Genomic DNA, 25452 nt, shown 5'->3' with positions numbered 1-25452 from the left:
ACCTCGGACGCACATTCACCTTCTTTTTATTTTTCCAATAAAATTTTTAAATTTCTCACACTAAAAAGTCTCAAATTATTACTTTTCATTGACTTTAATTCACTCGTAAAACCGTTTTTTGAAAACATGACAAGGATATCAGGTTTGATGTGTGCGGCATCACAATCAACTTTTAGTTTTGTGAGGTCACTTTTTTTGACTTTTGTTTGCGTGTATTTACAAAGACCTGCGATGATTTGTCCTGATTTTGTTTTTGCGACGATATTGATGTCGCGATCATCATCCCAATATCGGTTGATATTGTAGATTTTATCTTCTTGAAAGGAGCGTTTGATATATTCATGAGAGAGTTGCTCAAAGGTCAAGTAGGAAAATTCAGATTTTAAATTTTTAAACTTTTCAAAAAATTCCGTATAATCACCGTTTTTGATTCCTTTGAAAATAGGAGAGATAAACGCAAACCAGAATCTCAAAAAAGGTGCCATAAATAAGATTTTATCAGACATATCGCAAGATGCTGAAGTCGATTCGAGTTTTATGACGTCTAAATCACATAATTCATCGAGACAATCCATCCCCTTATCAAAAGATACTTTGGCGCGTTTAAATGAAGAGTTGGTCCTGCGATCTCCCAACGCGGCACCTGTAAGAATCAAATGAAACAATTCATCGCCTGTGGTTAAGAGGGCAATATCGTTTCTTAGATATTTGTATCGATTTAAAATATGTTTTTCAATCAATGCTTCAAGAGGCTGATTGCAATCGATTTTGATATCAAGTCCACCAAAAATAGTAAAGTAGGCTATCGCCTCTTCGATATTTTTAGGATGGTTACGAGAACAAAAAATCTCAAACTGTTCTATAAATGATTGTGTATGATGTATGATGATAATAAATCCTTTGAATATTTCTGTGAGATTATAGCATAGGAAAGAAAAATCTAGTAAATAAGAGAAAAATCATCTTATTTACTATTTATTTATAATAGGTTAATGTCACATTTAATCTATAAGCTTATAATTCTCCTACCAAGACGCAACCCTCCTTTTTATAGAACGAATATATTTTTAGAATGCGCGTCCGAGTTGCCCACCTCGGACGCAAATTCACCCTCCCTTTTTTTATTATCACACTTTGACCGACAAGATTCAGAAATTTTATGACAAATGAGTAAAAAATTCACAAAATAAGAGAAAAATCATCTTATTTACTATTTGTTTATATTAAATTAACACAGTATTTAATCTATAAGCTTATAATTCTTTTACCAAGACGCAACCCTCCTTTTTATAGAACGAATATATTTTTAGAATACGCGTCCGAGTTGCCCACCTCGGACGCACATTCACCTCTTTTTTCTCTTTCCTTCTTATGGTATAATCCTCAAATGAAATTCTTAATATTACTATTTTTATTCCTTGTCAATATTTTTGCCTCAACCCTAAATTTGGCCATAAGTGCCAATCCAAGTCGCATCAATCCCATTCTCTCAACCGATAGTGCCAGTAGTGAAGTGGCGGGATTTTTGTTTAATTCTTTAATCAAATATGACAAACATGCCAAAATCGTCCCATCTCTAGCCACAAGTTATGAATTTAAAAATCCAACCACTTTGATTTTTTACCTGCGTCATGATGTGAGTTGGAGTGATGGGGCACCTTTTAGTGCTAAAGATGTGCTCTTTACTTACAAGACTATCATCTCTCCGAAGATTTTCACCCCGTATGCTTCCAGTTTCAAACACATCAAAAGTGTGGAGGCCCTCGATGATTATACGGTGAAAGTGACCTATAAATATCCCTATTTTAAGGCGCTTGAGACTTGGATGATGGAGATTTTGCCTGAGCATATTTTGAAAAATGATAAAGATATCATGACGAGTAAATTTAATCAAGCACCTATTGGTACGGGAGCGTATACCCTCAAAAAGTTTACCACTTCCAGCGATATTGAACTCGATGCCAATCCTCATTATTTTATACATAAACCCTATATTGATAAGATTATCTTTCACTATTTGCCCGATAGTTCTGCTAGTTTTTTGATGTTAAAATCAGGACTTTTGGATATGGGCTCGCTTTCTGCTTTGCAACTGACAAGACAGATTGATGAGAATTTTAAAAAACAATACAATATCTACGAATCACCAGCTCACGCTTATGAATACTTAGGATTTAATCTCAAAAATAAGAAATTTAAAGACCCAAGAGTGCGAAAGGCTCTCTCTTTGGCGATTAATCGTCAAGAGTTGGTGAATATCTTATATTTTGGACACGGCAAGGTGTGTAGTGGCCCCTTTTTGCCAGGGACGGGAGCTTTTAATCCTCATATCAAAGCGCCCAAGCAAGACATCAAAAAGGCAACAGCACTCTTAAAAGAAGCCGGATATGATAAAGCGCATCCTTTGCGTTTTGAAATCACAACGAGCACAGGCTCAACACGCTCTTACATCGCACAAATATTACAACACCAATTAAAACAATCCGGTGTCATCGTGACACTGCGTGTGATGGAGTGGCAAGCTTTTTTAAATACGGTTGTATTGCCACGACATTTTGAAGCGGTACTTTTGGGTTGGTCTGTGGGGCTCAAACCGGATGCTTATAGTATTTGGCATAGTGAATCGGATAAAAAGGGAGGCTTTAATTTTGTCGGCTATCACAATAAAAAAGTAGACCGTCTCATCAAAAAGGCGGAGCGTACGGTTGAATCTGAGAAATTTGATGCTATTTATCAAAAAATATTTCAATTAATCGTCGATGACAATCCCTATCTTTTTTTAGTGATTCCCAATTCTATCACGGTGGTTAGCAAGAAAATTTCACCCATCTCTCCCTCTATCATCGGGGTGATGCACAATATCATCGATTGGAAAATAGAGCCCAACAAATAGTACACAAATACTCACTATAATATGTTAAGATTAGTAACATGAGGAGTATGATATGAATCTATTGAAAAAACCAAGCTGGCATATTAGCGATAAAGAGATTACCCCTGAGGTTTTATTTGACGCGCGCAGGCATTTTCTAAAACTTGGTATTGCCAGTACGGTTTCACTCTCCGTAATCGCAGAAAAACTCGCTGCCATTGAGACAGAAAAAAGAAGTATTTTAGCATTTAAAAAAACAGACTATGGCAAAAATTTAGAAACCAATACCTTTCATCAAGCCAGCACCTATAATAATTTTTATGAATTTTCACTCGATAAAGCCAAACCCTCGAAGATGGCGCATACCCTAAAGCCAAGCCCTTGGAGTATTAGCGTATCGGGTGAAGTGGAGCATCCGATGACCATCAGTATGGAGGAGATCCTCTCATCATATCCCCTAGAGGAGCGCGTGTACCGATTTCGCTGTGTGGAGGGCTGGTCGATGGTATTGCCATGGATTGGTGTTCCCTTGTCTTATGTTCTCAAAAAAGTGGCACCTACCTCCAAAGCAAAATACGTTAAATTTACAACCCTTTTTGATCCCAAACAATTCCCAGACCAAGCCAGTTCACTCTTTGGTAGCAATATTCCCTATCCTTATGTAGAAGGACTACGCATGGATGAAGCGATGCATGATCTTACCCTTTTAGGCGTGGGCATGTATGGCAAAGTTTTACCCAATCAAAATGGGGCGCCGATTCGTTTGGTGGTGCCTTGGAAATATGGCTTTAAAAGTATCAAATCGATTGTGAGTATTGAATTGGTTGAAAACGAGCCACTCAACACGTGGCGCCAGATTAATGCTAAAGAGTATGGCTTTTATGCCAATGTCAATCCCAAAGTAGATCACCCAAGATGGTCTCAGGCAAGTGAGCGCAAATTGGGGAGTTTTTGGAAACAAAAGACTCTGATGTTCAATGGTTATGAAAAGGAAGTGGCACCCCTTTACAAAGATATGGATTTGCGAAAATTTATATGAAAAAAAAAGGATTTTTAGCGCTTATTTTATTGGCTCCTTTGGGATTTTTACTCATCAAGCTCCCTCATGCTATTGATCCCATCAAATACATCTATACCATCACCGGGGTGACATCAATTTGTATGCTCAATCTCACGCTCTTGCCTTCGCTATTGCGTCGGTGGGTGAATGTGATGCGATATCGTAGGATGTTGGGATTGTTTACCTTTTTTTATGTGATGTTGCATTTTTTAAATTTTGTGATTTTAGATGCGCAGTTTGATTTGGCTTTGGTGGTAAAAGAGACCTATGAGAAACCCTTTGTTTATCTTGGGATGATTGCTTTTGCGGTTTTATTATTAATGAGTATCACCTCTTCAAAAAAGCTTTTTGCTCGGTTTCATCGCTGGCACCGATTTGTTTATATGGTGCTGATTTTAGTGGTCATTCATGCTGCTATGGCGCAGAAAGTATTGAGTTTTAATGAGTATGCTTATATGTTCATGGCTCTCTTATTATTAGGATTTCGGATTCCTTTTAAGCGACTTTTACAAAAAAGAATCAAGGGCGTGGAAAGGTGAGGAAAAAGGTCGTTTTCTCTTTGAGTTGTGACTCAACTTTGATTTGTATATCATACTCTTTGCAGATGCGCTGAACGATATCTAAGCCAATTCCAAAACCCCCTTCTTCATTACTGTTACGACGTTCAAATCGTTTGAAGATGGATTTTTGATCCTCTTTTTTGATGCCTTCTCCCTGGTTGATGATACACAGAGTATAATCTTTGAGTAGGACTTCGATTTCACTTTTAGCATAACTGTATTTGATGGCATTAGAGAGGAGGTTATTGATGATTTTTTGGATTCTTGTCTTATCCAAAAAGACATCAGTCTTCTCCAAAGAGACGGTGATATGATTGCCTTTGCTCGCGGCGATTTCATTAAAAAATCGCACACTCTCTTGAACCAATTCTTTGAGATCAAAAGCCTCATCAAAACGCTCATCGACATCATTAAAGGCGATGAAGGAGAGGGTGTTATAAATCTGAGAGATGAGCTTGGCGCTAACCGAGATGTGATTGATGACGCGGGGATTCATCTCTTTGGCATGCTTGAGTGATGAGGCACTCATCAAAAGAGCAGAGATGGGGGTGTTGAGCTCATGGGAGCTGTCTTTGATGAAACGGTTGAGTTTTTGGATGCGACTTTGCGCCGGACGTAAGAGTATTTTGCTAAGGCAATATCCAATGAAAGAGACAAAAACCATCGAGACGAGCATGGTGGCGATGATGAGGGTGATGAGCTTGAGACGATCTTTGGCAATGCCATCATTCTCAACCACAATATAAGCAACTCCCAAGATCGGGGGATTGAGCTTTTGTATGTGGTAATCATGCTGATAATTGCGATAGGCTTTTTTTGAAAAGTAGATGTCATTATCTTTGAGGTTGGAGTAGAGTTTTTTGTTATGAGCATCAAATAGTCCAATTCTCAAACCATCTTTTCGTGCTTTGAAGTGATACGTGAGATGGTCCATATCGGCATGCATGAGCTCTTTTTCCATCCATAATGCGGCATTTCGCATCTGCATACTACAACGGTCTTGAATGGAGACAATACCCCTATTGTAGTATAAAATCGCGATGATAGCAATCAGCACAAAGGCAGAGAGGGTATAGATAATCAAGAAACTATACAGTGCTTTTTTCTCTTCATGATTCAAAGTAGTAGCCGCTCCCTCTTATGGTTTTGATACAATCTTTACCGATGATATTTCTAAGATTTTTGATATATACGCGTATGGTAGCATCACTGGGCATATCTTCAAATTCCCAGATATTTTGCATCAACTCTTCTGAGGAGACGACCCGTTTTTTGCGGCTGCTGAGGTAAAGCAAAATCTCAATCTCTTTTTTGGCCAGTTGAAATTCTTGCTCATTGACATACAAAAGATTGCGTGAAGGAATCATATAGGTATGGGCATTGATGACCACAGTATCGTCATTTTCGATACTAAAACGTTTTTTGATATTGTTGATGCGCAGGTTTAACTCTTCTAAATCAAAGGGTTTTTTGATGTAATCATCACAGCCATTTTCAAAGCCATTTTTGAGATGTTTGGTGTCTTGATAGGCGGTGATGAGGATAATGGGTGTGGTTTTACTATAAGAGCGGATACTTTTGAGCACTTCAATGCCATTGAGTTTTGGGACATTGATGTCTAAAATCATCAAATCAAATTTGTTGGCACTGGCCTCATCGAGCGCATGCTCACCATCGGCGACATGCACGACTTGATGGGCGTCGTCTTTTAGATGATGGAATAAGATATCCGCCAATATATAATCATCTTCTAGCAGTAAGATTTTCATAATTTCTTCTTTGTTTGATTCATAGCGCCACGTTTCATGACGCTATTATAGCATTTATTGTTTTTTAAATACAAAATGATCCACACTGATTTTGCCCGCGCCAAAGGAGAGAAATAGCGAGAGAAAAATCATATAATAAAGTGGAATCTCAAATCCATTATCCGCAGCATGAAAGCCATTGGGCAAATGCACGGTGAGGATGGCCACTATCATGATGACAATCAGCGGGATAGAGATAAACCGTGTCATGAAACCGAGTGTCAACAAAATAACCCCTAAGAGTTCGGTACTTGCAGAGAGATAGGCGTTGATAAGAGGGAAGGGAATGCCCAATGTGGCAAACCAAGCAGCCACCGCATCGATATTGCCAAATTTCTTCCAAGCCGGTGTCCAAAATCCATAAGCGACAATCAATCGCGCCGCGAGCAAAGAGATACTTTGGAGGTGATTCATTTTCTGTTTGATACTGATATAGCAATCTTTGATACACATATTATTTCCTTTTCTTCTTGTTGGTTAAGATACCTTGTTCGCACAACTCTTGAAGGGCAGGTTTGAGAAATTGCTTCACATTTTTGATGGATTCATGGCTTTGATGTGCCAAGATTTTTATACTCTTTTTTAATCCATGCGTATTGAGATTTTTTAAAAATAGATACAAGGCAGGAGCAATCTCGCGATAATGTACCGCTTGGGCTTCAAAGTCATAATAAGAAAGTAAAAAATACTCTCCTTTTTGTTCAAAACGATGCTCAAAGACTCGAAAATGCAACGGCTTGACTCTTGCATTTGAAGCGAGTCGATATGTATTTTTGAAGTGAAATAGACGATTTTTGGGTCGTTGATGTGTCTGCATCAAAAGTTTGATTTCAATCCACTCAAACCACAAAAGATCATCGACAAACGGGTCTTCTCTTAACATATTTTTGGCTTTGATAAATTTGCGATATTCATTAGGAACTTGCCAGATATAGGGCGTTTTGGCCCCATATCTCATAAATTCATAAATCGATTTTTCAAAGGCATCATGATCGATTGTCTCAAAAAAAATCGGAAAGGCATGCGAGAGTACTTCATAAAAGCGATTGTAAATCAATGCGCGATACGCCCTCAATCCTTTTTGTTTTTTGGGCAAGGGGAGGGTTTTATTGGCGATATTGATGAGTGATTTTTGTTTTTTAAACTCTATCATGATACGCCTTTTGGACAATTTTTTCTAATTTGTGATACTCTTTTTCCAATGTTTTATAAGGCGGAATATTATTATCCCGCTCAATCATAACCGGGCAATTGATTTGATTTAGGGTATGAGCTAAAAGCTTCCAAACCTTCTTTTTTACAGGCATCCCATGCGAATCAATGATGAGGTCTAAGTCATCATCCTTATAATGTCCTGCCATATGGATGTAGGCCACCTTTGTAAGGTCAAGGTCATCAAGAAATTTCTTGGCATCATAATGATGATTTTTGGAATTCACAAAGACATTATTGATATCGAGCAGTAACTGCGCTTTTGATTGTTCCATCACGCGGTTAATAAACTCAGCTTCTGACATCTTTGCCTCTAATACATGGTAATACGTAGCATTTTCCAAAATCAGATTTCTTTGCAAAATATCCTCGACTCTTTTGATTTTATCACTGACATGATTGACCATCTTAGGGGTCATAGGAAGCGGCAATAACTCATAGGTCTGATTGGAAGAGAGCGCGCTAAAACTGAGGTGCTCTGAGTAGTATTGGATGCCATAGCAATCTAAGAACTCTTTGATTGCCTTGACAAACTTTTTATCCACAGGATCAGGAGATCCGATAGAGAGAGAAAGGCCATGGGCTAATGTGGGTCTGAGCGCGACAATTTCTTCAAATTTTTCTTTGTGGTGATGGGGCATGTGCATCCAATTTTCAGGAGTAACTTCCCAAAAATCAGGCAAAAATCCATCACGTTGAACCTCATAAAGAAAATCTCGTCTGAGTCCGAGTCCACAGCCTTTAATATCTATCATGATGCGTTTCTACTGCTTTGCTTTTTTGGTGCTACCACACGTTCCGGTGCCGCATTTACTATCGCCTGCTTTTTTCATCTCTTTTTTCATCTCTTTTTTGGTAGCCCCACAGGTTCCCGTACCACATTTGCTATCACCCGCACTTTTTTGTTGGACTTTTTCACTACTGTTTTTAGCCCCACAGGTTCCGGTGCCACATTTGCCATTGCTGCCTGCTGCGATTGCGGCAGTACTACTCATGATGGTTGCGCCTAAAAGCGCTCCGGCTAATTTTAATGTTTTTGAAGATTTCATCATTCATCCTTTTGTTGATTTGTGATGAAAGTATAATGATTTAATGTGTAGATAATGTAAATGTTGTGTTTAGCGAATGTGTAGTGAAATCAAAACGTCCCATTTTATATCATGAGACGTTTTCTTTTTCGAGTTTTCTGATTTTGCGTAGTGCATTTTTTCTCACAAAATAGAATCCAAGCATTGAGAGCATCGTGATGGCGATATATTCAAATGCGATAGAAGAGGGATTCATCTTGTGTTCTAAGATGTTCATAATATCTTGTGCGATATTCCAACCTCCAAACATACTAAGTAGTACAAATATATAGTAGCGGGATGGACTTTTGGCCACAAAATATAACTCAACCAGTTGTGAATCTTTCATAAAATTCCTTTTTATTTTTGCGTATTATACCAACAATCTCTCTTTTTTTAAAGCTACACTTTGACTACACTTTGAGTGGATATAGTATCAAAAATTTTACAAGGAGTTATCATGATGTGGAAAGTTTTCATCTTGAGTATTATAACAGCAATCGGATTGAGCGCTGGAAATTTGGTGATAAAAAAGAGTCACGCTTCTGTTGATGCGACGGTGGCTAAGATGGAGCAAATTATCAAGCAAAAAGGGATTACCCTCTTTACGGTTATCGATTTTCAAGCCGGTGCCAAAAGTGTGGGATTACAGATGAGCAAAGCCAAACTTTTGATATTTGGTAATCCAAAGCTTGGCACTCGAATCATGCAACGCGATATCACGGCTGCGATTGATTTACCAATGAAAGTGTTAGTGTATCAAAACAGTGAGGGTCAGACCATCATTGAGTACAAAGACCCCAAAAATTTAGAAAAATCGTATCAGTTAGAAGATTGTGTTGTCTTACCAAAACTCTCCGGTGCACTTGATAAAATCACTTCAAAAGCCGCAATGTAAGCGCAAACACGGCAATTTATCTTGCCGTGAACTCTTCCCAGCCTTTTTTTCTCAAAATACAAGCCGGACAGGTACCACAACCATAACCCCAATCATGGAAGTGATCATGATCGCCATTGTAACAGGTGTGCGATTCATTGACAACAAGGTCTAAAATTCCCTCTTGTTGTGCCAATGCAAATGTTTCCCCTTTGCTCAGATGCATGAGGGGGTAGTGAAATTTTATAGTGGCTTCACTGCCGAGGTTGAGGGCTAATTCTAGTGCTTTGACAAAGTTCTCACGACAATCAGGATAGCCCGAATAATCGGTTTGATTAATCCCAGTGACAAGATTGTCAATCCCTTGTTTTTGTGCAAAGGCATGTGCGAGTGTGAAGAAAATCGCATTGCGATTTGGCACAAAAGAAGCCGGCAAATTTTTCTTATGTTGGTGTTGGCTTGAGATATCAAGATCAGAGTTGATCAAGGCTGAATCATTGAGTTCTGTGAAGGCATTGATGCTCAAAAGCGTGTTTTTTACCCCCATCAAGTGTGCGATTTTATCAGCTTGTTGTATCTCTACTTTGTGTTTTTGACCGTAATCAAAGGTAATGGTCTCTACCACATCAAAGCGCTCTTTTGCCCAACCGAGGCATGTTGTACTGTCTTGTCCGCCACTAAAAATAATCAACGCTTTGGTCATATTACGGACTCCTTTTGGATTGTCATTATCTCACTCCTAAAAATTTGTGCATTTGGATGCTGAGTTTGAGCTGTGGATGGGCTTTGGCTAGTTCGATGCAAAAGTCCAGATTTTCCATATCGGGTTTATCAAAAAAATTCAGCGGTTGGATGTAAATGGGCCCATCACTTTTAAAATTTGTGATTTTTTGGGTATCATCCTCGCGTGAGACGATGAATTTAATCTCATTGTATCCTTGTGTTAAAAGCGCATCCCAATCTTTGGGACTGTAGGTAATCCAATCGGCCGCTTTGATATGGTCGAGTTTAAAGCCATTGGTTTCAACACAGACATAATAATCTTTGGCTTGCAAAAATTTGATAAAAGCATTCAGATCGGTGATACTCGGCTCTCCTCCTGTGATAATCACTCTCTTGGCAGGGTAGTCTTGAATCGCGTTCAAAACTTCCTCATAACGGTAGGATTTATAATCTCCTTTATGAAGTGCGTCATCACAAAATGAACAAGCAAGATTGCATCCGTGAAGTCTTATGAAGATGCTAGGAACCCCACTATAGGTGCCCTCTCCTTGAATCGAATAAAATATTTCAACAACTTTAAGCACAGCATCCCTTATAATTTATTTGAATCCGCAATTATACCAGATTTAGCTCATGAGCGTCTTAGGTGATACTCTTCTCAGCATTAATCGACAATGACGCCCTCAATCGTGCCCACTTCATGTCCCCATTGGATAAGCTGTTTAAATATAGGGATGAGTTTCAGACCTCGCTCTGTCAGCGTGTATTCAACTTTTGGCGGTACGATTGGATAGACTTTTCTGCTGATGAGTTTGTCTCTCTCGAGTTCTCTGAGTGTTTGGGTGAGCATTTTTTGTGTGATATTTCCTAGTTTTTTCCGTAATGCTCCATAACGCAATGTTCCATCTTGGAGGTACCACAATATTAAACCTTTCCATTTTCCACTGATGAGATCTAGAGTAAATCCAAATTCACACGGGTATTCTTTGTCTCTATAAATGATGGTGTTTGACACATAGTATCCTTTTGGTATGTATATAACTAATTAGATAGTTCTTGACATTATGACACAATACTACTAAAATTTCAAAATTATAAAACAAGGACCATAAAATGGAAAAGAAATTTTTAGATGCGATGATGTTCCGACATGCATGCAAGGCATTTGATGCAACACGAAAAATTAGTGAGAAGGATTTTAACGATATTTTAGAGATGGGTAGATTGAGTCCGAGTTCCTTTGGTTTTGAACCCTGGAAATTTGTCATCATTCAAAACAGCGCTCTGAGAGAAAAGATGAAAGCTTTCACCTGGGGTGCCCAGGGGCAACTTCCTACAGCGAGTCATTTCATGGTGATTCTGGCAAGAAAAGCACCTGGTGTCAAATACGATAGTAGCTACATACAACATATGTTGCATGATGTTAAACAAATGCCAGAAGAGGTGGTCGGTATGATCAATCAATTTTATGAAAAGTTTCAGAAAGAGGATTTTAAACTCTTAGAGAGTGATCGAACTTTGTTTGATTGGGCTTCAAAGCAAACCTATTTGGCCTTAGCCAATATGATGACTGGAGCGGCTACGAAGGGCATCGACTCTTGCCCCATAGAGGGATTTGATGTGGCGAAGACAGAGGAATTTTTGAAAAATGAGTTAGGCATTGATACTGACGCCTTTGGCGCATCGGTGATGGTGGCATTTGGGTATAGGAAGAGTGAACCCCGAGAGAAATCACGACAAGATATCAAAGACATTACCGCCTGGTATCGCTAAAGGGGTATCGGCAATAAAAGAGGCTCATGATGCTTAGCACAACGTGACCCAGACCCCTACATCAAGGGTTGAGGTGGCGTTACCGCTAAAAGAGCCTGCGATGGGTGGGACTGCTTGTGGGAGGCGCGAGACGGCCACGCGTATGTGATCTTCTCCTGCGATATCCCCGATTGTCGGATCAAATCCTTTCCATCCTCCTCCGGGTAGATATACTTCAGCCCAAGCATGGGTTGAGCCCACTTGAGCAGACATCAAGGGAGCATATAAATAGCCACTGACAAAACGAGCGGCCAGTCCCAAACATCGCGCCGCTTCCATAAAAACCAGCGCAAAATCACGGCATGACCCTGAGCCCAATTGCAATGTTTGCGCGACACTTTGTACTCCGGGTTCTTCACGACTTTTGTAAGTAAAACGGCGGTAGATATGGTGACTGAGACGTTGGAGCAGGGTATAAGTTTGGATGGGCTCTTGCTGTGTATAAATAGTAGCCAGTAGCGTATCTAAAAGGTGTTGTGTTGAAGAATCGGGCAATAACATATATGGCGCTAATAAAAATCTATCATCATCAAGATATTGAAACGGGAAGGTAATGGCATAATCTGCGACGATGAAATCCAATGGTGATTCATTGTATTGTTGAATCATCACTTCACTCTCAATCAAGAGATGTTGTGTGGGCTCACTAAAGCTGGCAATGGCCACAGAGTTATCCTCAACATCGCGGTACCAGAGTATTTTGGCACTTGGGGTGCTTTTAAGGTGAAACGATTCGATACGCAGTTCATGATCCTCTTTGGGGCGCAAGAGTAGATGGTGCTCTCCCAAAGATACTTGAGTAGAATAGTTGTAATAGGTTCGGTGGATGATTTTATAGCGTTTCATAATATGATCCTATTTTGGTGGACATAGCTCCTATTAAAAGCCCAGATTTGATTGCTCTTTCATTTTATAACGATTTTGCTTAAGTCATCTTGTGAAAAAGTCAATATCATACAATACAAAATTTTAAAAATTTAATACTATAATACTCTTATAACCCAATATATTGTAAAAAGGCCTCCCATGAAACCGATTGTTGCATTTGTTCACAGCCCTAGAGAAAAAGATACGGCTATATGGCTTTCAACCTTACAATCTGCCATGCCTTCTATCATGATAAGGGACATCCAAGATCTCTCAGAAGAACAACGATACCAAGTCAAAGTCGCCATCGTAACCAGCCCTAATGCGAAGGATTTTGCGACATTGCCCAATTTAAAATGGATCCAAAGTTTATGGGCAGGGGTGGAGCGGTTATTGAAAATAGTGCCAGATGAGACGATTGCTTTGGTGCGTCTTATCGATCCCCAACTCGCACAGACGATGGCAGAGGCGGTGCTTGCTTGGACCCTTTATCTCCATCGTGATATGCACAAGTATGCACAACAACAAGCTAAGAAAGAGTGGATACGTCATGATCTAGTAAGCGCAACCAATCAGACGGTGGGCATTTTAGGTATGGGGTATTTGGGTTTGAAGGCGGCCAAACGATTGCAAGAGAATGGTTTTAATGTCATAGGTTGGAAGCGCCATAAGCGTGTCACAGATTTAGGTATCCAAACTCTAAGCGGGGAGGAGGGTTTGTCCCAGATAACAGCGCGCTCCGACATCATCGTAGTGCTTTTGCCTTTGACGGATCAAACACGTGGATTGCTGAATCGGAATTTTTTTAACATGCTCAAAAGTGGTGCTTCACTGATTAATTTTGCACGAGGTGCCATCGTGGAGGAGCAAGCTTTGATTCAAGCCCTCGAGACACGCCGACTCAAACACGCCATTTTGGATGTTTTTCTAAAAGAACCACTGCCAAAGGATCATCCCCTTTGGACAAATCCCCATGTGACGATTTTACCACATATCTCAGGAGTAACCAACAAGCAAACGGCCTCACAAGTCGCAGCCAACAATATCAAAGCCTATTTTGAATCCAATATTATACCCCAAAGCGTTTCGAGGCAAACGGGTTATTAGCACACTTTTAAACAAAGAGAGTCAAGCGGCTACTGGGTCGTATCACTGTTGGAATCTTGTTCTTCTTGAAGCATTTTTTTCATTTTGCGCTCCATCCTTCGCTCAAAAGCCTCATTGGAGGGAGATGTTTCCATAGAAAATTTTACTTTGCCAAACAAGACGCACCCCGCCTCTCCTGGATCACACTGCTTTTTGATAATATCACAAATGCCCTCAACATCATGAGGACACGACCAACCACCAGCCATTGTATCTCCTTGCCTGTAGATATAGAGATATTATAACAAAATCGGGTTGAGTCAAAAAAATTAAACTCTCATTTTTTCTTTATTATTATCTCTACAGCCATCTATTTATGGGGCATTTGAATTAAAGCTTGACTTATGGCAAAAAGATTGATAAAATTTTTTAAAATTCCCAAGAAATAAGAGCCAATAAGATAAAGAAAAGTTCCTAAATATAGTTTAAAGTCAAAGAGTAAACTCTGGTTCCTTGGATATCCTTTTGAAGGAAAGATAAATGGGTGCGTTAAAATTAATCGGTTTAATTTTTATCATTGGATCTTTATTGGGGTGTAGCGATTCTATACATCATGAGCAAGTTCCCAAAATAAGTCAAGTTGATGGAATCAATTATAGGGGCCTTGAGAATAAAATTATAAGTATTGAAAAAAAGCTGGGTGCCCGTGTGGGTATTTCTGTGTATGATGTCGATATGAAAAAAGAGTTATGGAGCTATAGAGGGGGTTCCCGTTTTCCTTTGATGAGTACATTTAAGACTTTAGCTTGTGCTAAGATGCTTCATGATGTCGAAAAAAAGAAACTATTGCTTAATCCTTACACCTTTATTAAAAAGGAATCACTTATCGAATGGTCACCAATAACTAAAAATTATATAGGAAAAAAATTTACTTTAAAACAGGCATGCAGTGCGATGATGACCATGAGTGACAATACTGCTGCCAATATCGTTCTGAAGAAAATAGGTGGTCCAAAAGCTCTGACATTGTTTATGCAAACTATTGGCGATAACACTACTCAGTTGGATCGAATGGAACCAGATCTTAATGAAGCTCTTGAAGGGGATGTTAGAGATACAACAACGCCGCATGCTATAACGCAAAGTTTACATCTTCTGCTTTTTGGAGATGTATTATCAGATTCATCGAAAGCACAGTTAAAAAAATGGATGATGGAGAATAAAGTCGCAAACAGCTTGTTTCGCTCTGTACTTCCAAATAATTGGGTGATTGCAGATCGCTCAGGTGCTGGAGGATATGGCTCCCGGGGGATAACTGCTATTGTTTGGCCAAAAACACATAAGCCTTTAATTATTGCTGTTTACTTAACTCAAACAAAAGCATCATTTGACCAACGGAACAAAGCAATTGCACAAATAGGCCGAGAGATTTTTGCGCTTTATAAATAACAAGTGTTCAAACTATATAATAGGGCTCAAGGCTCGACTCGCGATTTTCTTACATATGCTTAAAACCCCTATTCTAATTAGTTTTCAAGTGTAAAAAATGTAGCATTTAGAAAAGAGTGCAATAGGTGTTCTACTTCTTTCAATTAGTAGAACAAATATATTATTAGTATTAGGGAAATACAAAATAACTAAAAAGCATCCTCCTCCTTTGTCTTGACAATATAGTATCATATATGATATATTGCTAAAATAAAATAGTATCATAATTGATACTAAAAGGATGCTTCATGTATAAAAAAATTATTTTAGATGTATTGAAAAAACAAAAACAAGCACTGAATATCCCTTATGAGTCCATAGCCTTGCGCTCCCATGTTGGGATAGCAACTGTTAAGCGGGTGTTTGCAGGGAATGATGTCGCATTTGGAACTTTAGAGAAGATTGCAGTAGCTTTGGATTGTGAGATTACGATTAAATCTAAAAAATCACCCAAAGCACTATATCGTTCACAAATCGAGAAAAAGGCGCATGAAATGGTGAAAAGGGTGATACAAACTTCGGCTTTAGAAGATCAAGCCGTCGATGATGAAGCACAAAAAAAGATGCTAATCCAAGCCAAAGCTATAATCGCTAAGATGCCAAAATCACAGATATGGGGATGATTACATTTGACAAAGAGGGAGAAACTCCTCTTGATGATATATCGGGATTAAAACTCAAAAAGATAACTTCACGCAAAGAATTAGATGAGGCGGAAGCACAAAATATTTTGAAAGCGTATATTCACTATACATTGATTCCCTCAAAACTGAAGAAGATAGAATTTAATCTTAGTTTATTTTGTAAACTTCATAAAGACATGTTGGGCGATGTATGGAGCTGGGCAGGTGATTTTCGCACTACTCAAACTTCGATAGGAGTGCCAGCTCATAGGATTCATCAATCTTTATATCAGTTGCAAGATGATTTAAAATTTTGGCAAAAAGAGTGGGATTATCAAGATACGACGACGCATTTGCATCATACATTAGTAAAAATTCATCCTTTTATAAACGGCAATGGAAGATGGGCCCGACTTGTGACTGATCTATGGCTGTTGAAAATGGGACATGAGGCGCTATCTTGGGGTGGAAATATCACACAAGTATCCGTTTCTAGGAGAGCATATATCAGGTCATTGAAAGAGGCTGATGAGGGAGTGTATGATGGGTTAAAAACTTTTATGTTTGAGAAAAAACAAACATAAAATTCGATGATTTTTCTTTGTTCACCCACCTCAAAAGTCAATATCGTACAATACTAAAGTTTCAAAATCCGTTATCATGATAGACATAAAAACAGTACGATATAAAAGGAAAAGGACATGATGACACTAGATGAAAAGTTCAAAGCAATCGGAGCAGACAATGCGCCTGGGCAAGAGGGGCGTCAAAAGATTGATAATCTTGATTCGATGATGCGAGGCGAAAAGATTGCCGGGGTACTGGTGGATTTTTCTCATGGCGATGTTGATGCTTTTGCTCCGACACCTGGGTCAGATGCACTGTGGATGCAGGGGTATCAAAAAGGAGCCGCGCAAGCTTACACCCAATATAGAGGATCTGCAGAGATAGCACAAGGCTTAGCCGAGCGCTTGGGTGCATTTACCGGGCGTGCCATCGCGGCTGATTCTGAGTTGATTATCACACCGGGTACACAAGGGGCACTCTTTTTGGCCTTAGGTGCGCTAGTCGGAGCGGATACAAAAGTCGCTGTGATTGCGCCTGATTATTTTGCAAATCGTAAAATAGTGACTTATCTTGGTGGGATTGTCGTGCCGATTCCGTTGCACTATGGCAAAGGTCAATCGCAAAATGGACCCGATTTAGAAGCACTCGAGCGTGCTTTCAAAGAGGGGGTGGAGGTTTTGGTATTTTCAACTCCTAACAATCCCACAGGGGTGATTTACTCCAAAGAGAGCATCAACAAAATCGCAACACTTGCGCGGCAATATGATGTGAGTGTGATTGTCGATCAGCTCTATTCTCGCTTGCTTTACAGTGGGGAGTCTTATACACATCTTCGCGCTTGTGAGAGCGTGCCTAAGAATATTATCACGATTATGGGGCCTTCCAAAACCGAATCGCTCAGCGGTTTTCGTCTGGGCGTTGCCTTTGGGAGTGCGGCGTTGATTGAGCGAATGGAGCGCTTGCAAGCCATCGTCTCTTTGCGGGCTGCTGGATACAATCAAGCGGTATTATCGGGCTGGCTTGATGAGACGCCTGGTTGGTTGCAAGAGCGTATCCAAAAGCATGAAGCCATACGCGATGATTTGTTGGAGATTTTCAATACAGCCGGACTTATCACCGCAAAACCGCAAGCGGGTAGTTATCTCTTTCCAAAATTGCCCCCTTTGGATGTAGATATCACTTTGTTTGTCAGATTATTGCGCCATCAAGCCGGTGTGATTGTCACGCCCGGTTCTGAATTTGGACCCACGACTCATGATAGTGTGCGTCTAAACTTTTCCCAAGATCATGATAATGCAGTCGCGGCGGCAAAACGGATTGTAAGTATGGTACAAAGGTATAAAAAATGAATCAGCCAATACCTCAAGGGCTCTATCGTCCCGCTGTGCGTTATCATGATGTGATTTATACCTCAGGGATGACACCGCGTGTGCAAGGAGTGTTGCAATACTCTGGAAAGATAACAGCAGCGTACCCTTTGGAGCATTATCAAGAGGCGGTAAAGCAGGCGACAACCAATTCGCTTACGGCCGCGCTTGCTTTAGTGCAAGAAGATGAAAAAATCACGCTTATTTTACAATTAAACGTTTATATCAATGCAGCAGAGGATTTTTTGGAGCATTCAAAAATCGCAGATTTTGCATCAGCACTTTTAGCTGAAAAGCTTGGAGAAGCGAGCATCGGAAGTCGTGCGGCTATTGGTGTGGCGACATTGCCATCAAATGCACCGGTTGAGATTGCTTTGGTTGCGGGTGTTTCTAAAATCTAAACGTCATCGTGATCGTTAAGAAGCGGGGCAATTTCTTGGCGTCGCTTCATCTGTTTGTATTCATTTGGAGTAATAGAAAAGATGGATTTAAAGGCTTTGTAGAAGTGGGATTGATCACAAAATCCAAGCTCGAGGGCAATGTGTGTGATATCTTTGCCCTCATCAAGCATGGTTTTAGAGCGGTGTACGCGTTTGTTGAAGATATAACGGCTGGGGGAGAGTCCATACTTTTTTTTGAATCCTCGTGAGAGATAACTGCGGTTGCGTTTTGTCTTTTGTGCGAGTGCTTCAAGCGATAAGCTCTGCTCTAGATTGGCATCAATATAGTTTTTGATTTTCTCAAAGTCATCATCGAAATTTGCATGGGGTAATGGGGCTTGATACTCTTTTAAAAAGGTATCGATAAACCCATCAGATGTTCCATTTAGTGCGTGTGTACAAAAGGTGAGAAATTGTTCATAGCATGAGGGTTCTTTGATGATTTTGGGCAAGAGTTGCGCCTCTTTGTAGAGATGTAAAATATAATAGCGCGTGATATCATGATAGTCTTTCAAACAGTGCGGTTGATTGGTGTTGAAAACAATAATTTCTGCAGGTTTTAATAGGATGTTTTCACCATCATGAAAAAAGAGCATCTCCCCTTGGCTGATGGCACACATACAGATATTTTCATGAGTGTGGAGTTTGTAGTTGGTTGAAACACGATCGAGGATATTGAGCTCAAACGATGCTGTTTTGATCGAGTCAATCACTGTAATTTTCCTATTTTTCTCTCTTTCATGATGCTATTATATAGCGGATTTCTTAAAAAAATATTATATTTTCTTATTGTCATGATATGAAAAATTTAAAAATTATTTATATTATATTAAAAGATTATTTGTCTGGGGGTGATAGTATTTTAAAATCAAACGTCATAAGGAGTCAACATGAAAAAAGAAGCTTTGGTTTTTGCCCTAAGTGTTTCCGTTTTGTGGAGTGTTTCTGCTTTTGGATCTGCGAGTATGGACAAAAATCTCAAAAATTCTGAGACGAAATCCTTCATCAAAAAAGAGCTGTCAGTGCAAAATAAGAAGATTGAATCTGCTTCTTCAGATGCGCTAAAAGGACTGCACAAAACTTTTGAAGCGATGCGTGATTTGCGTGCCAACAAAGCCGATGACGCATCAAAATTATTAGCTGGAGCCACCAAAGATTTTGATGTGGCACTCAAAAACAATCCAGATCTTAGATTAGTACCTATTGGCAATGATGTTTATATGTATCAATTTAACGGTTCGGTGAAAGATATCCAAGCCTCATTACAAATTGCAAAGAAAATGTTACAAGAGAATCATTTGCAATCTGTAAGGGAGCTGTTGGCACCGCTACGGGATGAACTGGATATCACGACATATTACTTGCCGATGGATTTGTATCCAGACGTGACTAAAATCGCAACAAAATTGCTTCACAAAGGCAAACAAAAAGAGGCATTGCGAGAGCTCATGATGGGGCTGAGTATGATTGAGGGGCGACATACGCTGATGCCGTTATCTTTACTTGATGCCCAAAATAGTGTCTTAATGGCTTCACAACTCGATAAAAGCCATCAAAAAGATGCCCTTGCCTGGCTGGATAGAGCAACGCAATCATTACAAAAAACACTTCTTTTAGGATACACTTCAAAACATGCAAAAGAGTACCAAAAGCTCACTATCATGATAGAGGATCTCAAAGCAGGAATCAAAGCCAATAACAAAGTGGATAAGTTGTATCATGATCTCAAACAATATTTCAATCATGTTCTCATGATAACGCGAAAAGAGAGCCGAAAGTTAGATTCAGATTCAGTATGGAATCACACTAAAGTAGCGCATAAAAATGCGACAAAAGAAGAGGATAAAGATATCGTCAATTTTGCGCACAAATCAGAAACAGACGCTTATTGACAAAAGTACGCGCAGTGAGATGGTGGGGAGTGTCGCACTCCCCGTTATTACATTATTTGCTGGTGTAGGTTTGGTAAGCCTTTTTGAGGCTTTTGATTCCGGTTTTTATTTCATCTAGTGTTGCATTGGTGTAGTTGAGTCTTGCATAAGAACTGATGCCTTGATCTCTAAAAAATACGCTTCCTGGAACATAGGCAACATTTTCTTTGACGGCCGCATCGAACATCTTCATCGTATCAATATCATCAGGAAATTTAATCCAAAGGAACATCCCACCTTGTGGAATTTCTAAATCAATGATTGATCCAAAGTGCTCATTGAGCGCCTTGACCATAGTATCTCTTTTGGTTTTATAGGTGGCTTTGATTTTTGCGATGTGCGCAGGAAGTTTCCCTTTTTTGAGAATATTAGCCGCAACATATTGAAACACTTTTGAACTTTGCAAATCTGTACTCTCTTTCAAGCCTTTAAATACAGAGATAAGGTCTTTATTGGCACGCATCCATCCGATTCTAAAATCCGGTACCAACGTTTTAGAAAAGGTTCCCAAATTGACCGTTTGCTCCGGTAGAAGGGTATCAAATCCTATAGGATTTTCTCCTTCATATCGCAAGGCATCATAAGGACCATCTTGAATGATGATGATGTCATATTTTTTTGCAAGACGCGCGACTTCTTCACGTGTTTTTTGATCCCAACTCCATCCGGTAGGATTTTGAAAAGTTGGAATGGCATAGAAAAATTTTGGTTTTTTGGTTTTAAAAATCTCTTCTAATTGTTCAGTATCGACGCCATTGGCGGAGAGTTTTACTTCGATAATATCAGGATTATACAGCGCAAAGAGATTGAGTGCAGCCAAATAACTCGGAGATTCTACGACAATAGCATCGCCTTCATTGATGAATGCTTTGCAGATAAGATCCAAGCCTTGTTGTGAGCCATTGGTTAATAAAATCTCTTCGGCATTGCTATTTTGATATCCTTTAGCAAGCTCTTCTCGAAGTTCTACGACGCCAGAGGCGGGACTGTATTGATAGATGGTTTTATTGTCAGCTTGCAAAATATGATCAAGCTCACTCTTGATCAGCTCATGCGGAAAAAGGGTGACATCAGGTAATCCACCGGCAAAAGATATGACAGATGTATCCTTTGTGAGATCGAGTATCTTTCTAGTAAAAGATCTCGGCGCGCTTGTTACTCTATTGGCAAATCGTATATTCATTCAAATGTCCTTATGGGATTAATATCTTATGAAGTAATGTCTTATATTACTGTGATTTTATGAAAAAGACTACAAAAAATATGATTATTATTTTGTCGAAATGTGCTATAATTGCAATATGAAGAAAAATACACAACAAGATTATTCTCAACGTGTCAATGAAATCCTTTTTTATATTCATCAGGATGTATCAAAAGAAAATAGTGTCGCCTCATTGGCTGCGCGTGTTTCTATGTCACCGTTTCATTGTAATAGAGTGTTTAAAAAAGTCACCGGTGAGAGTCTGCATGCTTATATTCGTCGCGTTAGGTTGGAACACTGTGCTAATGCCCTGTTATTTAATCCCGATTCAACGATTACTGAAATCTTGCAAGAGTATGGTTTTGTCTCCAATGCTTCATTTACGCACGCATTTAAGGATTGTTTTGGTGTCACACCGACGAAGTGGCGCGAGATTGACATCCCAAAAAGTATCAATCAAAATATTGAAGAAATCCAATTTTTAGAGGTCTCATTGGGGTATTTTGAAAAGAGAAAAGTGGCATACATCCGACACAAAGGGTATGATCGTAGCATCCGGCAAGCGTGGTATCAACTTGGTGAATGGGCCAGGAATAATCATCTCTCATTTGAGAATACAACGATGATAGGCCTGCATCATAGCAATCCTAATATCGTCAAAAAAGAGGAGTGCCATTATGTGGCTTGTTTGGAACTAGACGCCACAGGAGAATATTATCGTAGCGGTGAAATTGGTATCATGGAAATTCCTAGATTTTTTTGCGGAAAATTTTCACTGCAGGGAAAATATGGGGATTTGATGAAATATATGGATTATATTTATTACAAATGGCTTCCCCATTCCACGTATGAAAAAGTGCATTTTCCCTCCATCGCTATTTATCATAAAAATCATTTTATTCGTGAAGATGAACAGTTTGAATTGGATTTTTATATTCCGATACGCTATAAGTGATACGGCTAACTTTGTGCCATCAAAGCAATAATTTTAATATGATTGAGTATAATTATCTTTTAGAAAGGAAGCTATAATGTTTTGGGAAATTTCAAAAGAGTTTGATTTTTGTTATGGTCACCGCGTGTGGTCTCAGGTTTTAGATCAAGAATTCGCGATGAAAACGTGCTTTACATGCAGACATCTTCATGGTCATCAGGGCAAGATTATCATTCACCTGCAAAGCGATGTGTTGCAAGAGGGAATGGTGACAGATTTTGGGCATCTCAACTGGTTCAAACAATTTTTGGACGATACATTAGATCACAAATTTCTCATCGATATTCATGATCCTCTCTTTGAGACACTGTTGCCACATTTTAGTGATAAAAAGAACCTCATTGATCATGATGCTGGATTTAAAACGGTTGATTTTAGTGTCATACAACAAGAGCCAAGACATATTTTTGAGATGTATGAGGGGTATATTATCGTGGATTTTGTACCAACAAGTGAAAATATTTCGACTTGGTTGATGGAAATCATACAAGAAAAAATGAACAAAATTGGGGTGAGGGTCTCTAGTGTTGAATTTCTAGAAACCCCAAAAAGCAAAAGCGTTGTTTACGCCAAACCAAATTAAAGATATTTTGAAAGATTTAAACCAGAGAAAAATCTCTAGTTTAAATCTTTTATGTTTTGAATAAAACGCATATTTCTTATTACTTTATTATAATAGGTGTGATTGTAATTACCACCATTATAGCGACTAACGGTTCGAAAATAATTTTTCGTATAATCATTGAGCCATACCAAATATTGCACAGCGACATAGATATTAAACCGGTCATCACCTAAGAGTCGATTGACCAAAACGACATCACTCATCTTGAGGATGTCATGCAATTGAAGTTTTTCTGCTATGAATCTCGCAGTTTGTAACCGAACTTGCATGATGCCAAGGGATGCTTTGAAGATATTGGGATCTTTGCCGATATCTCCAACTTTAAAAATGCCAGCACTGGTCTCAGTCATACAGATTGACATGGCTGTGTATTCAAAAGTCTCTCCACTTTTGTTTGGATATTGTTTTGCGATCTCTTTTACTAATTTCAGTGTTTTTATTTGCTGAGGGGAGAGGTTTGAGGCAACCAGGCTAGAAGTTGAAACAATCAATATTATAAAAAAGTTTCTAAGAAATAATGAAAAAATATTTTTCATTATTTACCTTTTTAGAAAATTTTGGTGGATTATATCATGACAAGCTTAATAAAATATTAATCTATAAAAGCATCCCGCGTAACATGTAGTAAAACATAGCCGATAATAGAGCAGAAGCAGGAACGGTAATCAACCATGCGGCAATGATCATTTTAAGTGCAGAGCGTTTAACTAGTTCGTGTTTTTTGACTGCTTTGATCGCTTTTTTCTCAATTTTACTGAGTTCAAGTTCTCCTTCGTGGATATTTCTGATGATGGCTTTCTCTTCATTGATTTTTGTCATGAGACTTTTTACCAAAATTGGATCAACCTTTTTGAGCTTTCCAAGAGACTCCAGGGCGTGTTTATACTCTTCAAGTTTATTCATCTCTGTGTCAATTTTGTGCTGTTCAATCTCAGCTTCTGTCTCTTTGACGGGATTTCTCATGAGATATTCTCGCAAAAAACCCACTCCAAATACGGCGCCAATAGCAATGTGAGTAGAACTGACGGGCAATCCTAATTGACTGGCAATGATGACCGTGAGTGCTGCGGATATGGCGACGCAGAACGCTCGAATTTGATCTAATTCCGTGATTTCACTGCCGACTGTTTTGATGAGTTTGGGTCCGTATAAAGAGAGTCCTACGACAATACCGATTGCACCTACTGCCATAACCCATAGTGGAATGTGCGCTGTTGATATAATATTGCCCGTTGCGAGTGCATCATAGATACCTGCCAAAGGACCGATAGCATTGGCGACATCGTTAGAACCATGTGCAAAACTCAACAGTGCGGCTGAGAAAATAAGCGGAATATTAAAAAGTTTATTAATACCCTTTCGTGTATTTTCAAGAGTATCGGCTTTTTTTATGATTGAAGAGCGGGTATAAAAATAGACTACAATAGCGACGAGTAATCCAATAAATGCAGCAATAGAAAAATTGAGATGGACAAGTTTTTTGAGACCCTTTAAGATGATATACGTGCTAAATGCCCAGGTCATCAGTGCTAATAAAATCGGCACCATTGTTTTAGCAGCGAGGCGCTTGTCTTCTTTGTAAACGATAGTTTTTTTGATTATAATTAAAAAAACGGCAGCAATAATACCACCTAAAAGTGGTGAGATAATCCAACTTGAGACAATGGCTCCCATCTTGGACCAATTGACCATATGAAAACCCACAGCAGCCAAGCCTGAACCCATTACGCCGCCGACGATAGAGTGGGTTGTTGAGACGGGCGCTCCAAAAGCTGTGGCTAGATTGAGCCAGATAGCCCCTGCTAGTAGTGCCGCCATCATCAACCAAACAAACGTACTGGTTTCTTGAATCAAGTTGGGATTGATAATGCCACTTTTAATCGTACCAACGACATTTCCTCCTGCAATAAATGAGCCTAAGGCTTCAAAGAGTCCCGCTACAATCACAGCTCCAAGAATCGTGATGGCTTGAGACCCCACGGCCGGTCCTACATTGTTTGCGACATCATTAGCCCCGATATTAAGTGCCATATAGCCACCAAAGATAGTCGCTACTAACAATAAAATTGGCTGCGAAATACCTTGAGTGAGTGTGGTTGCATACCAGACTATCATGAGGATGAAGAGCAAAGCACCAAAAAATTTATATACATCTATCAATTTTTTATGTTTTGATTCTTTGGAGATTTTGACAGATGAAAATTTCATACAATTCCTTTGGTGTTTGTGTAGAGAAATTATATTCTAAGAACTATAAAAAGTCACTTTG

Annotated in this window: 31 protein-coding genes; 14 read left to right on the top strand and 17 right to left on the bottom strand. The window is 39.2% G+C overall.

The annotated features are described in order from the left end of the window. Positions 1-26 precede the first annotated feature (26 nt). On the bottom strand, positions 27-665 hold the full coding sequence (locus tag SFB89_RS10275; RefSeq protein WP_331774599.1) for a DUF234 domain-containing protein: 639 nt from the start codon (positions 663-665) through the stop codon (positions 27-29). A 722-nt stretch (positions 666-1387) separates the two neighbouring features. On the opposite strand from SFB89_RS10275, the gene SFB89_RS10270 reads away from it, so the two are divergent. The 3 genes from SFB89_RS10270 to SFB89_RS10260 are packed head-to-tail and all read left to right on the top strand — an operon-like array spanning position 1388 to position 4471. Then, positions 1388-2893: a peptide-binding protein gene (locus SFB89_RS10270; RefSeq protein ID WP_331774598.1), complete on the top strand. Its 1506-nt coding sequence runs from the start codon at positions 1388-1390 to the stop codon at positions 2891-2893. A gap of 52 nt (positions 2894-2945) precedes the next feature. Further along, positions 2946-3911, top strand: a complete 966-nt coding sequence (msrP, locus tag SFB89_RS10265; RefSeq protein ID WP_331774597.1) for a protein-methionine-sulfoxide reductase catalytic subunit MsrP — start codon at positions 2946-2948, stop codon at positions 3909-3911. Further along, on the top strand, positions 3908-4471 hold the full coding sequence (locus SFB89_RS10260) for a sulfite oxidase heme-binding subunit YedZ (protein ID WP_331774596.1): 564 nt from the start codon (positions 3908-3910) through the stop codon (positions 4469-4471). The genes msrP and SFB89_RS10260 overlap by 4 nt, the downstream gene beginning before the upstream one ends. Here SFB89_RS10260 and SFB89_RS10255 read toward each other — a convergent pair. The 7 genes from SFB89_RS10255 to SFB89_RS10225 all read right to left on the bottom strand — a co-directional run bounded on the left by SFB89_RS10255 (position 4452) and on the right by SFB89_RS10225 (position 8928). Continuing rightward, the gene (locus tag SFB89_RS10255) at positions 4452-5612 is read right to left on the bottom strand and encodes a sensor histidine kinase (protein ID WP_331774595.1); all 1161 of its coding nucleotides are present in this window, start codon (positions 5610-5612) and stop codon (positions 4452-4454) included. The genes SFB89_RS10260 and SFB89_RS10255 overlap by 20 nt on opposite strands. Continuing rightward, the gene (locus SFB89_RS10250; protein ID WP_331774594.1) at positions 5602-6261 is read right to left on the bottom strand and encodes a response regulator transcription factor; all 660 of its coding nucleotides are present in this window, start codon (positions 6259-6261) and stop codon (positions 5602-5604) included. The genes SFB89_RS10255 and SFB89_RS10250 overlap by 11 nt, the downstream gene beginning before the upstream one ends. 54 nt (positions 6262-6315) lie before the next feature. Then, positions 6316-6753 (bottom strand): HvfX family Cu-binding RiPP maturation protein, encoded by a 438-nt coding sequence (locus SFB89_RS10245; RefSeq protein ID WP_331774593.1) that lies wholly within the window; start codon positions 6751-6753, stop codon positions 6316-6318. Between the two features lies 1 nt (position 6754). Further along, positions 6755-7453, bottom strand: a complete 699-nt coding sequence (locus SFB89_RS10240) for a hypothetical protein (protein WP_331774592.1) — start codon at positions 7451-7453, stop codon at positions 6755-6757. Continuing rightward, entirely contained in the window at positions 7440-8267 is an 828-nt protein-coding gene (locus SFB89_RS10235; RefSeq protein WP_331774591.1) for a DUF692 domain-containing protein, read from the bottom strand. The genes SFB89_RS10240 and SFB89_RS10235 overlap by 14 nt, the downstream gene beginning before the upstream one ends. Before the next feature lie 9 nt (positions 8268-8276). Then, a complete protein-coding gene (locus tag SFB89_RS10230; protein WP_331774590.1) occupies positions 8277-8561 on the bottom strand; it encodes a hypothetical protein in 285 nt (94 codons plus the stop codon). Positions 8562-8670: 109 nt separating this feature from the next. Beyond that, positions 8671-8928, bottom strand: coding sequence for a hypothetical protein (locus tag SFB89_RS10225; RefSeq protein ID WP_331774589.1), 258 nt, complete (start codon positions 8926-8928; stop codon positions 8671-8673). A gap of 111 nt (positions 8929-9039) precedes the next feature. Here SFB89_RS10225 and SFB89_RS10220 point away from each other — a divergent pair, with 111 nt between their 5' ends. Further along, positions 9040-9477, top strand: a complete 438-nt coding sequence (locus SFB89_RS10220; RefSeq protein WP_331774588.1) for a DUF302 domain-containing protein — start codon at positions 9040-9042, stop codon at positions 9475-9477. A 16-nt stretch (positions 9478-9493) separates the two neighbouring features. Here SFB89_RS10220 and queC read toward each other — a convergent pair whose 3' ends face one another. From queC to SFB89_RS10205, 3 genes are all read right to left on the bottom strand, one after another. Beyond that, a complete protein-coding gene (gene queC / locus SFB89_RS10215; RefSeq protein ID WP_331774587.1) occupies positions 9494-10159 on the bottom strand; it encodes a 7-cyano-7-deazaguanine synthase QueC in 666 nt (221 codons plus the stop codon). Between the two features lie 25 nt (positions 10160-10184). Continuing rightward, on the bottom strand, positions 10185-10763 hold the full coding sequence (locus tag SFB89_RS10210) for a 7-carboxy-7-deazaguanine synthase QueE (protein WP_331774586.1): 579 nt from the start codon (positions 10761-10763) through the stop codon (positions 10185-10187). Between the two features lie 80 nt (positions 10764-10843). After that, entirely contained in the window at positions 10844-11194 is a 351-nt protein-coding gene (locus SFB89_RS10205) for a winged helix-turn-helix transcriptional regulator (RefSeq protein ID WP_331774585.1), read from the bottom strand. Positions 11195-11292: 98 nt separating this feature from the next. On the opposite strand from SFB89_RS10205, the gene SFB89_RS10200 reads away from it, so the two are divergent. Beyond that, entirely contained in the window at positions 11293-11952 is a 660-nt protein-coding gene (locus tag SFB89_RS10200) for an NAD(P)H-dependent oxidoreductase (RefSeq protein ID WP_331774584.1), read from the top strand. Positions 11953-11985: 33 nt separating this feature from the next. On the opposite strand, the gene SFB89_RS10195 is transcribed toward SFB89_RS10200, so the two are convergent. Further along, positions 11986-12837 (bottom strand): transglutaminase family protein, encoded by an 852-nt coding sequence (locus SFB89_RS10195; protein ID WP_331774583.1) that lies wholly within the window; start codon positions 12835-12837, stop codon positions 11986-11988. Between the two features lie 180 nt (positions 12838-13017). On the opposite strand from SFB89_RS10195, the gene SFB89_RS10190 reads away from it, so the two are divergent. Next, positions 13018-13965 (top strand): 2-hydroxyacid dehydrogenase, encoded by a 948-nt coding sequence (locus SFB89_RS10190; protein ID WP_331774582.1) that lies wholly within the window; start codon positions 13018-13020, stop codon positions 13963-13965. A 29-nt stretch (positions 13966-13994) separates the two neighbouring features. On the opposite strand, the gene SFB89_RS10185 is transcribed toward SFB89_RS10190, so the two are convergent. Next, on the bottom strand, positions 13995-14213 hold the full coding sequence (locus tag SFB89_RS10185) for a hypothetical protein (RefSeq protein ID WP_331774581.1): 219 nt from the start codon (positions 14211-14213) through the stop codon (positions 13995-13997). A 271-nt stretch (positions 14214-14484) separates the two neighbouring features. Here SFB89_RS10185 and bla point away from each other — a divergent pair, with 271 nt between their 5' ends. The 5 genes from bla to SFB89_RS10160 all read left to right on the top strand — a co-directional run bounded on the left by bla (position 14485) and on the right by SFB89_RS10160 (position 18390). Beyond that, complete coding sequence (gene bla, locus SFB89_RS10180; RefSeq protein WP_331774580.1) at positions 14485-15393, top strand: class A beta-lactamase; 909 nt, start codon at positions 14485-14487, stop codon at positions 15391-15393. Positions 15394-15680: 287 nt separating this feature from the next. Next, the gene (locus tag SFB89_RS10175) at positions 15681-16055 is read left to right on the top strand and encodes a hypothetical protein (RefSeq protein ID WP_331774579.1); all 375 of its coding nucleotides are present in this window, start codon (positions 15681-15683) and stop codon (positions 16053-16055) included. Then, entirely contained in the window at positions 16052-16639 is a 588-nt protein-coding gene (locus tag SFB89_RS10170) for a mobile mystery protein B (RefSeq protein ID WP_331774578.1), read from the top strand. Before SFB89_RS10175 ends, SFB89_RS10170 begins: the two co-directional genes overlap by 4 nt. Before the next feature lie 117 nt (positions 16640-16756). Beyond that, a complete protein-coding gene (locus SFB89_RS10165) occupies positions 16757-17971 on the top strand; it encodes a pyridoxal phosphate-dependent aminotransferase (RefSeq protein WP_331774577.1) in 1215 nt (404 codons plus the stop codon). Beyond that, positions 17968-18390 (top strand): RidA family protein, encoded by a 423-nt coding sequence (locus tag SFB89_RS10160; protein ID WP_331774576.1) that lies wholly within the window; start codon positions 17968-17970, stop codon positions 18388-18390. The genes SFB89_RS10165 and SFB89_RS10160 overlap by 4 nt, the downstream gene beginning before the upstream one ends. Here the strand turns inward: SFB89_RS10160 and SFB89_RS10155 are convergent. Further along, positions 18387-19142 (bottom strand): helix-turn-helix domain-containing protein, encoded by a 756-nt coding sequence (locus tag SFB89_RS10155; RefSeq protein WP_331774575.1) that lies wholly within the window; start codon positions 19140-19142, stop codon positions 18387-18389. The genes SFB89_RS10160 and SFB89_RS10155 overlap by 4 nt on opposite strands. Before the next feature lie 177 nt (positions 19143-19319). Here SFB89_RS10155 and SFB89_RS10150 point away from each other — a divergent pair, with 177 nt between their 5' ends. Beyond that, a complete protein-coding gene (locus tag SFB89_RS10150) occupies positions 19320-20321 on the top strand; it encodes a YfdX family protein (protein WP_331774574.1) in 1002 nt (333 codons plus the stop codon). A 52-nt stretch (positions 20322-20373) separates the two neighbouring features. Here SFB89_RS10150 and SFB89_RS10145 read toward each other — a convergent pair whose 3' ends face one another. Further along, positions 20374-21543, bottom strand: coding sequence for an aminotransferase-like domain-containing protein (locus tag SFB89_RS10145; RefSeq protein ID WP_331774573.1), 1170 nt, complete (start codon positions 21541-21543; stop codon positions 20374-20376). Between the two features lie 118 nt (positions 21544-21661). Here SFB89_RS10145 and SFB89_RS10140 point away from each other — a divergent pair, with 118 nt between their 5' ends. Further along, positions 21662-22519, top strand: coding sequence for an AraC family transcriptional regulator (locus SFB89_RS10140; protein ID WP_331774572.1), 858 nt, complete (start codon positions 21662-21664; stop codon positions 22517-22519). 76 nt (positions 22520-22595) lie between these two features. Beyond that, positions 22596-23141 (top strand): 6-carboxytetrahydropterin synthase, encoded by a 546-nt coding sequence (locus tag SFB89_RS10135; protein WP_331774571.1) that lies wholly within the window; start codon positions 22596-22598, stop codon positions 23139-23141. Positions 23142-23176: 35 nt separating this feature from the next. On the opposite strand, the gene SFB89_RS10130 is transcribed toward SFB89_RS10135, so the two are convergent. Beyond that, the gene (locus SFB89_RS10130; RefSeq protein ID WP_331774570.1) at positions 23177-23719 is read right to left on the bottom strand and encodes a transglycosylase SLT domain-containing protein; all 543 of its coding nucleotides are present in this window, start codon (positions 23717-23719) and stop codon (positions 23177-23179) included. Positions 23720-23780: 61 nt separating this feature from the next. Then, positions 23781-25391, bottom strand: coding sequence for an inorganic phosphate transporter (locus SFB89_RS10125; protein ID WP_331774569.1), 1611 nt, complete (start codon positions 25389-25391; stop codon positions 23781-23783). Between the last annotated feature and the right edge of the window lie 61 nt (positions 25392-25452).

Origin of the sequence: Sulfurospirillum sp. 1612, assembly GCF_036556685.1 — a bacterium.
Lineage (GTDB): Bacteria > Campylobacterota > Campylobacteria > Campylobacterales > Sulfurospirillaceae > JAADIZ01.
This window is presented reverse-complemented; position numbering and strand designations above follow the sequence as displayed.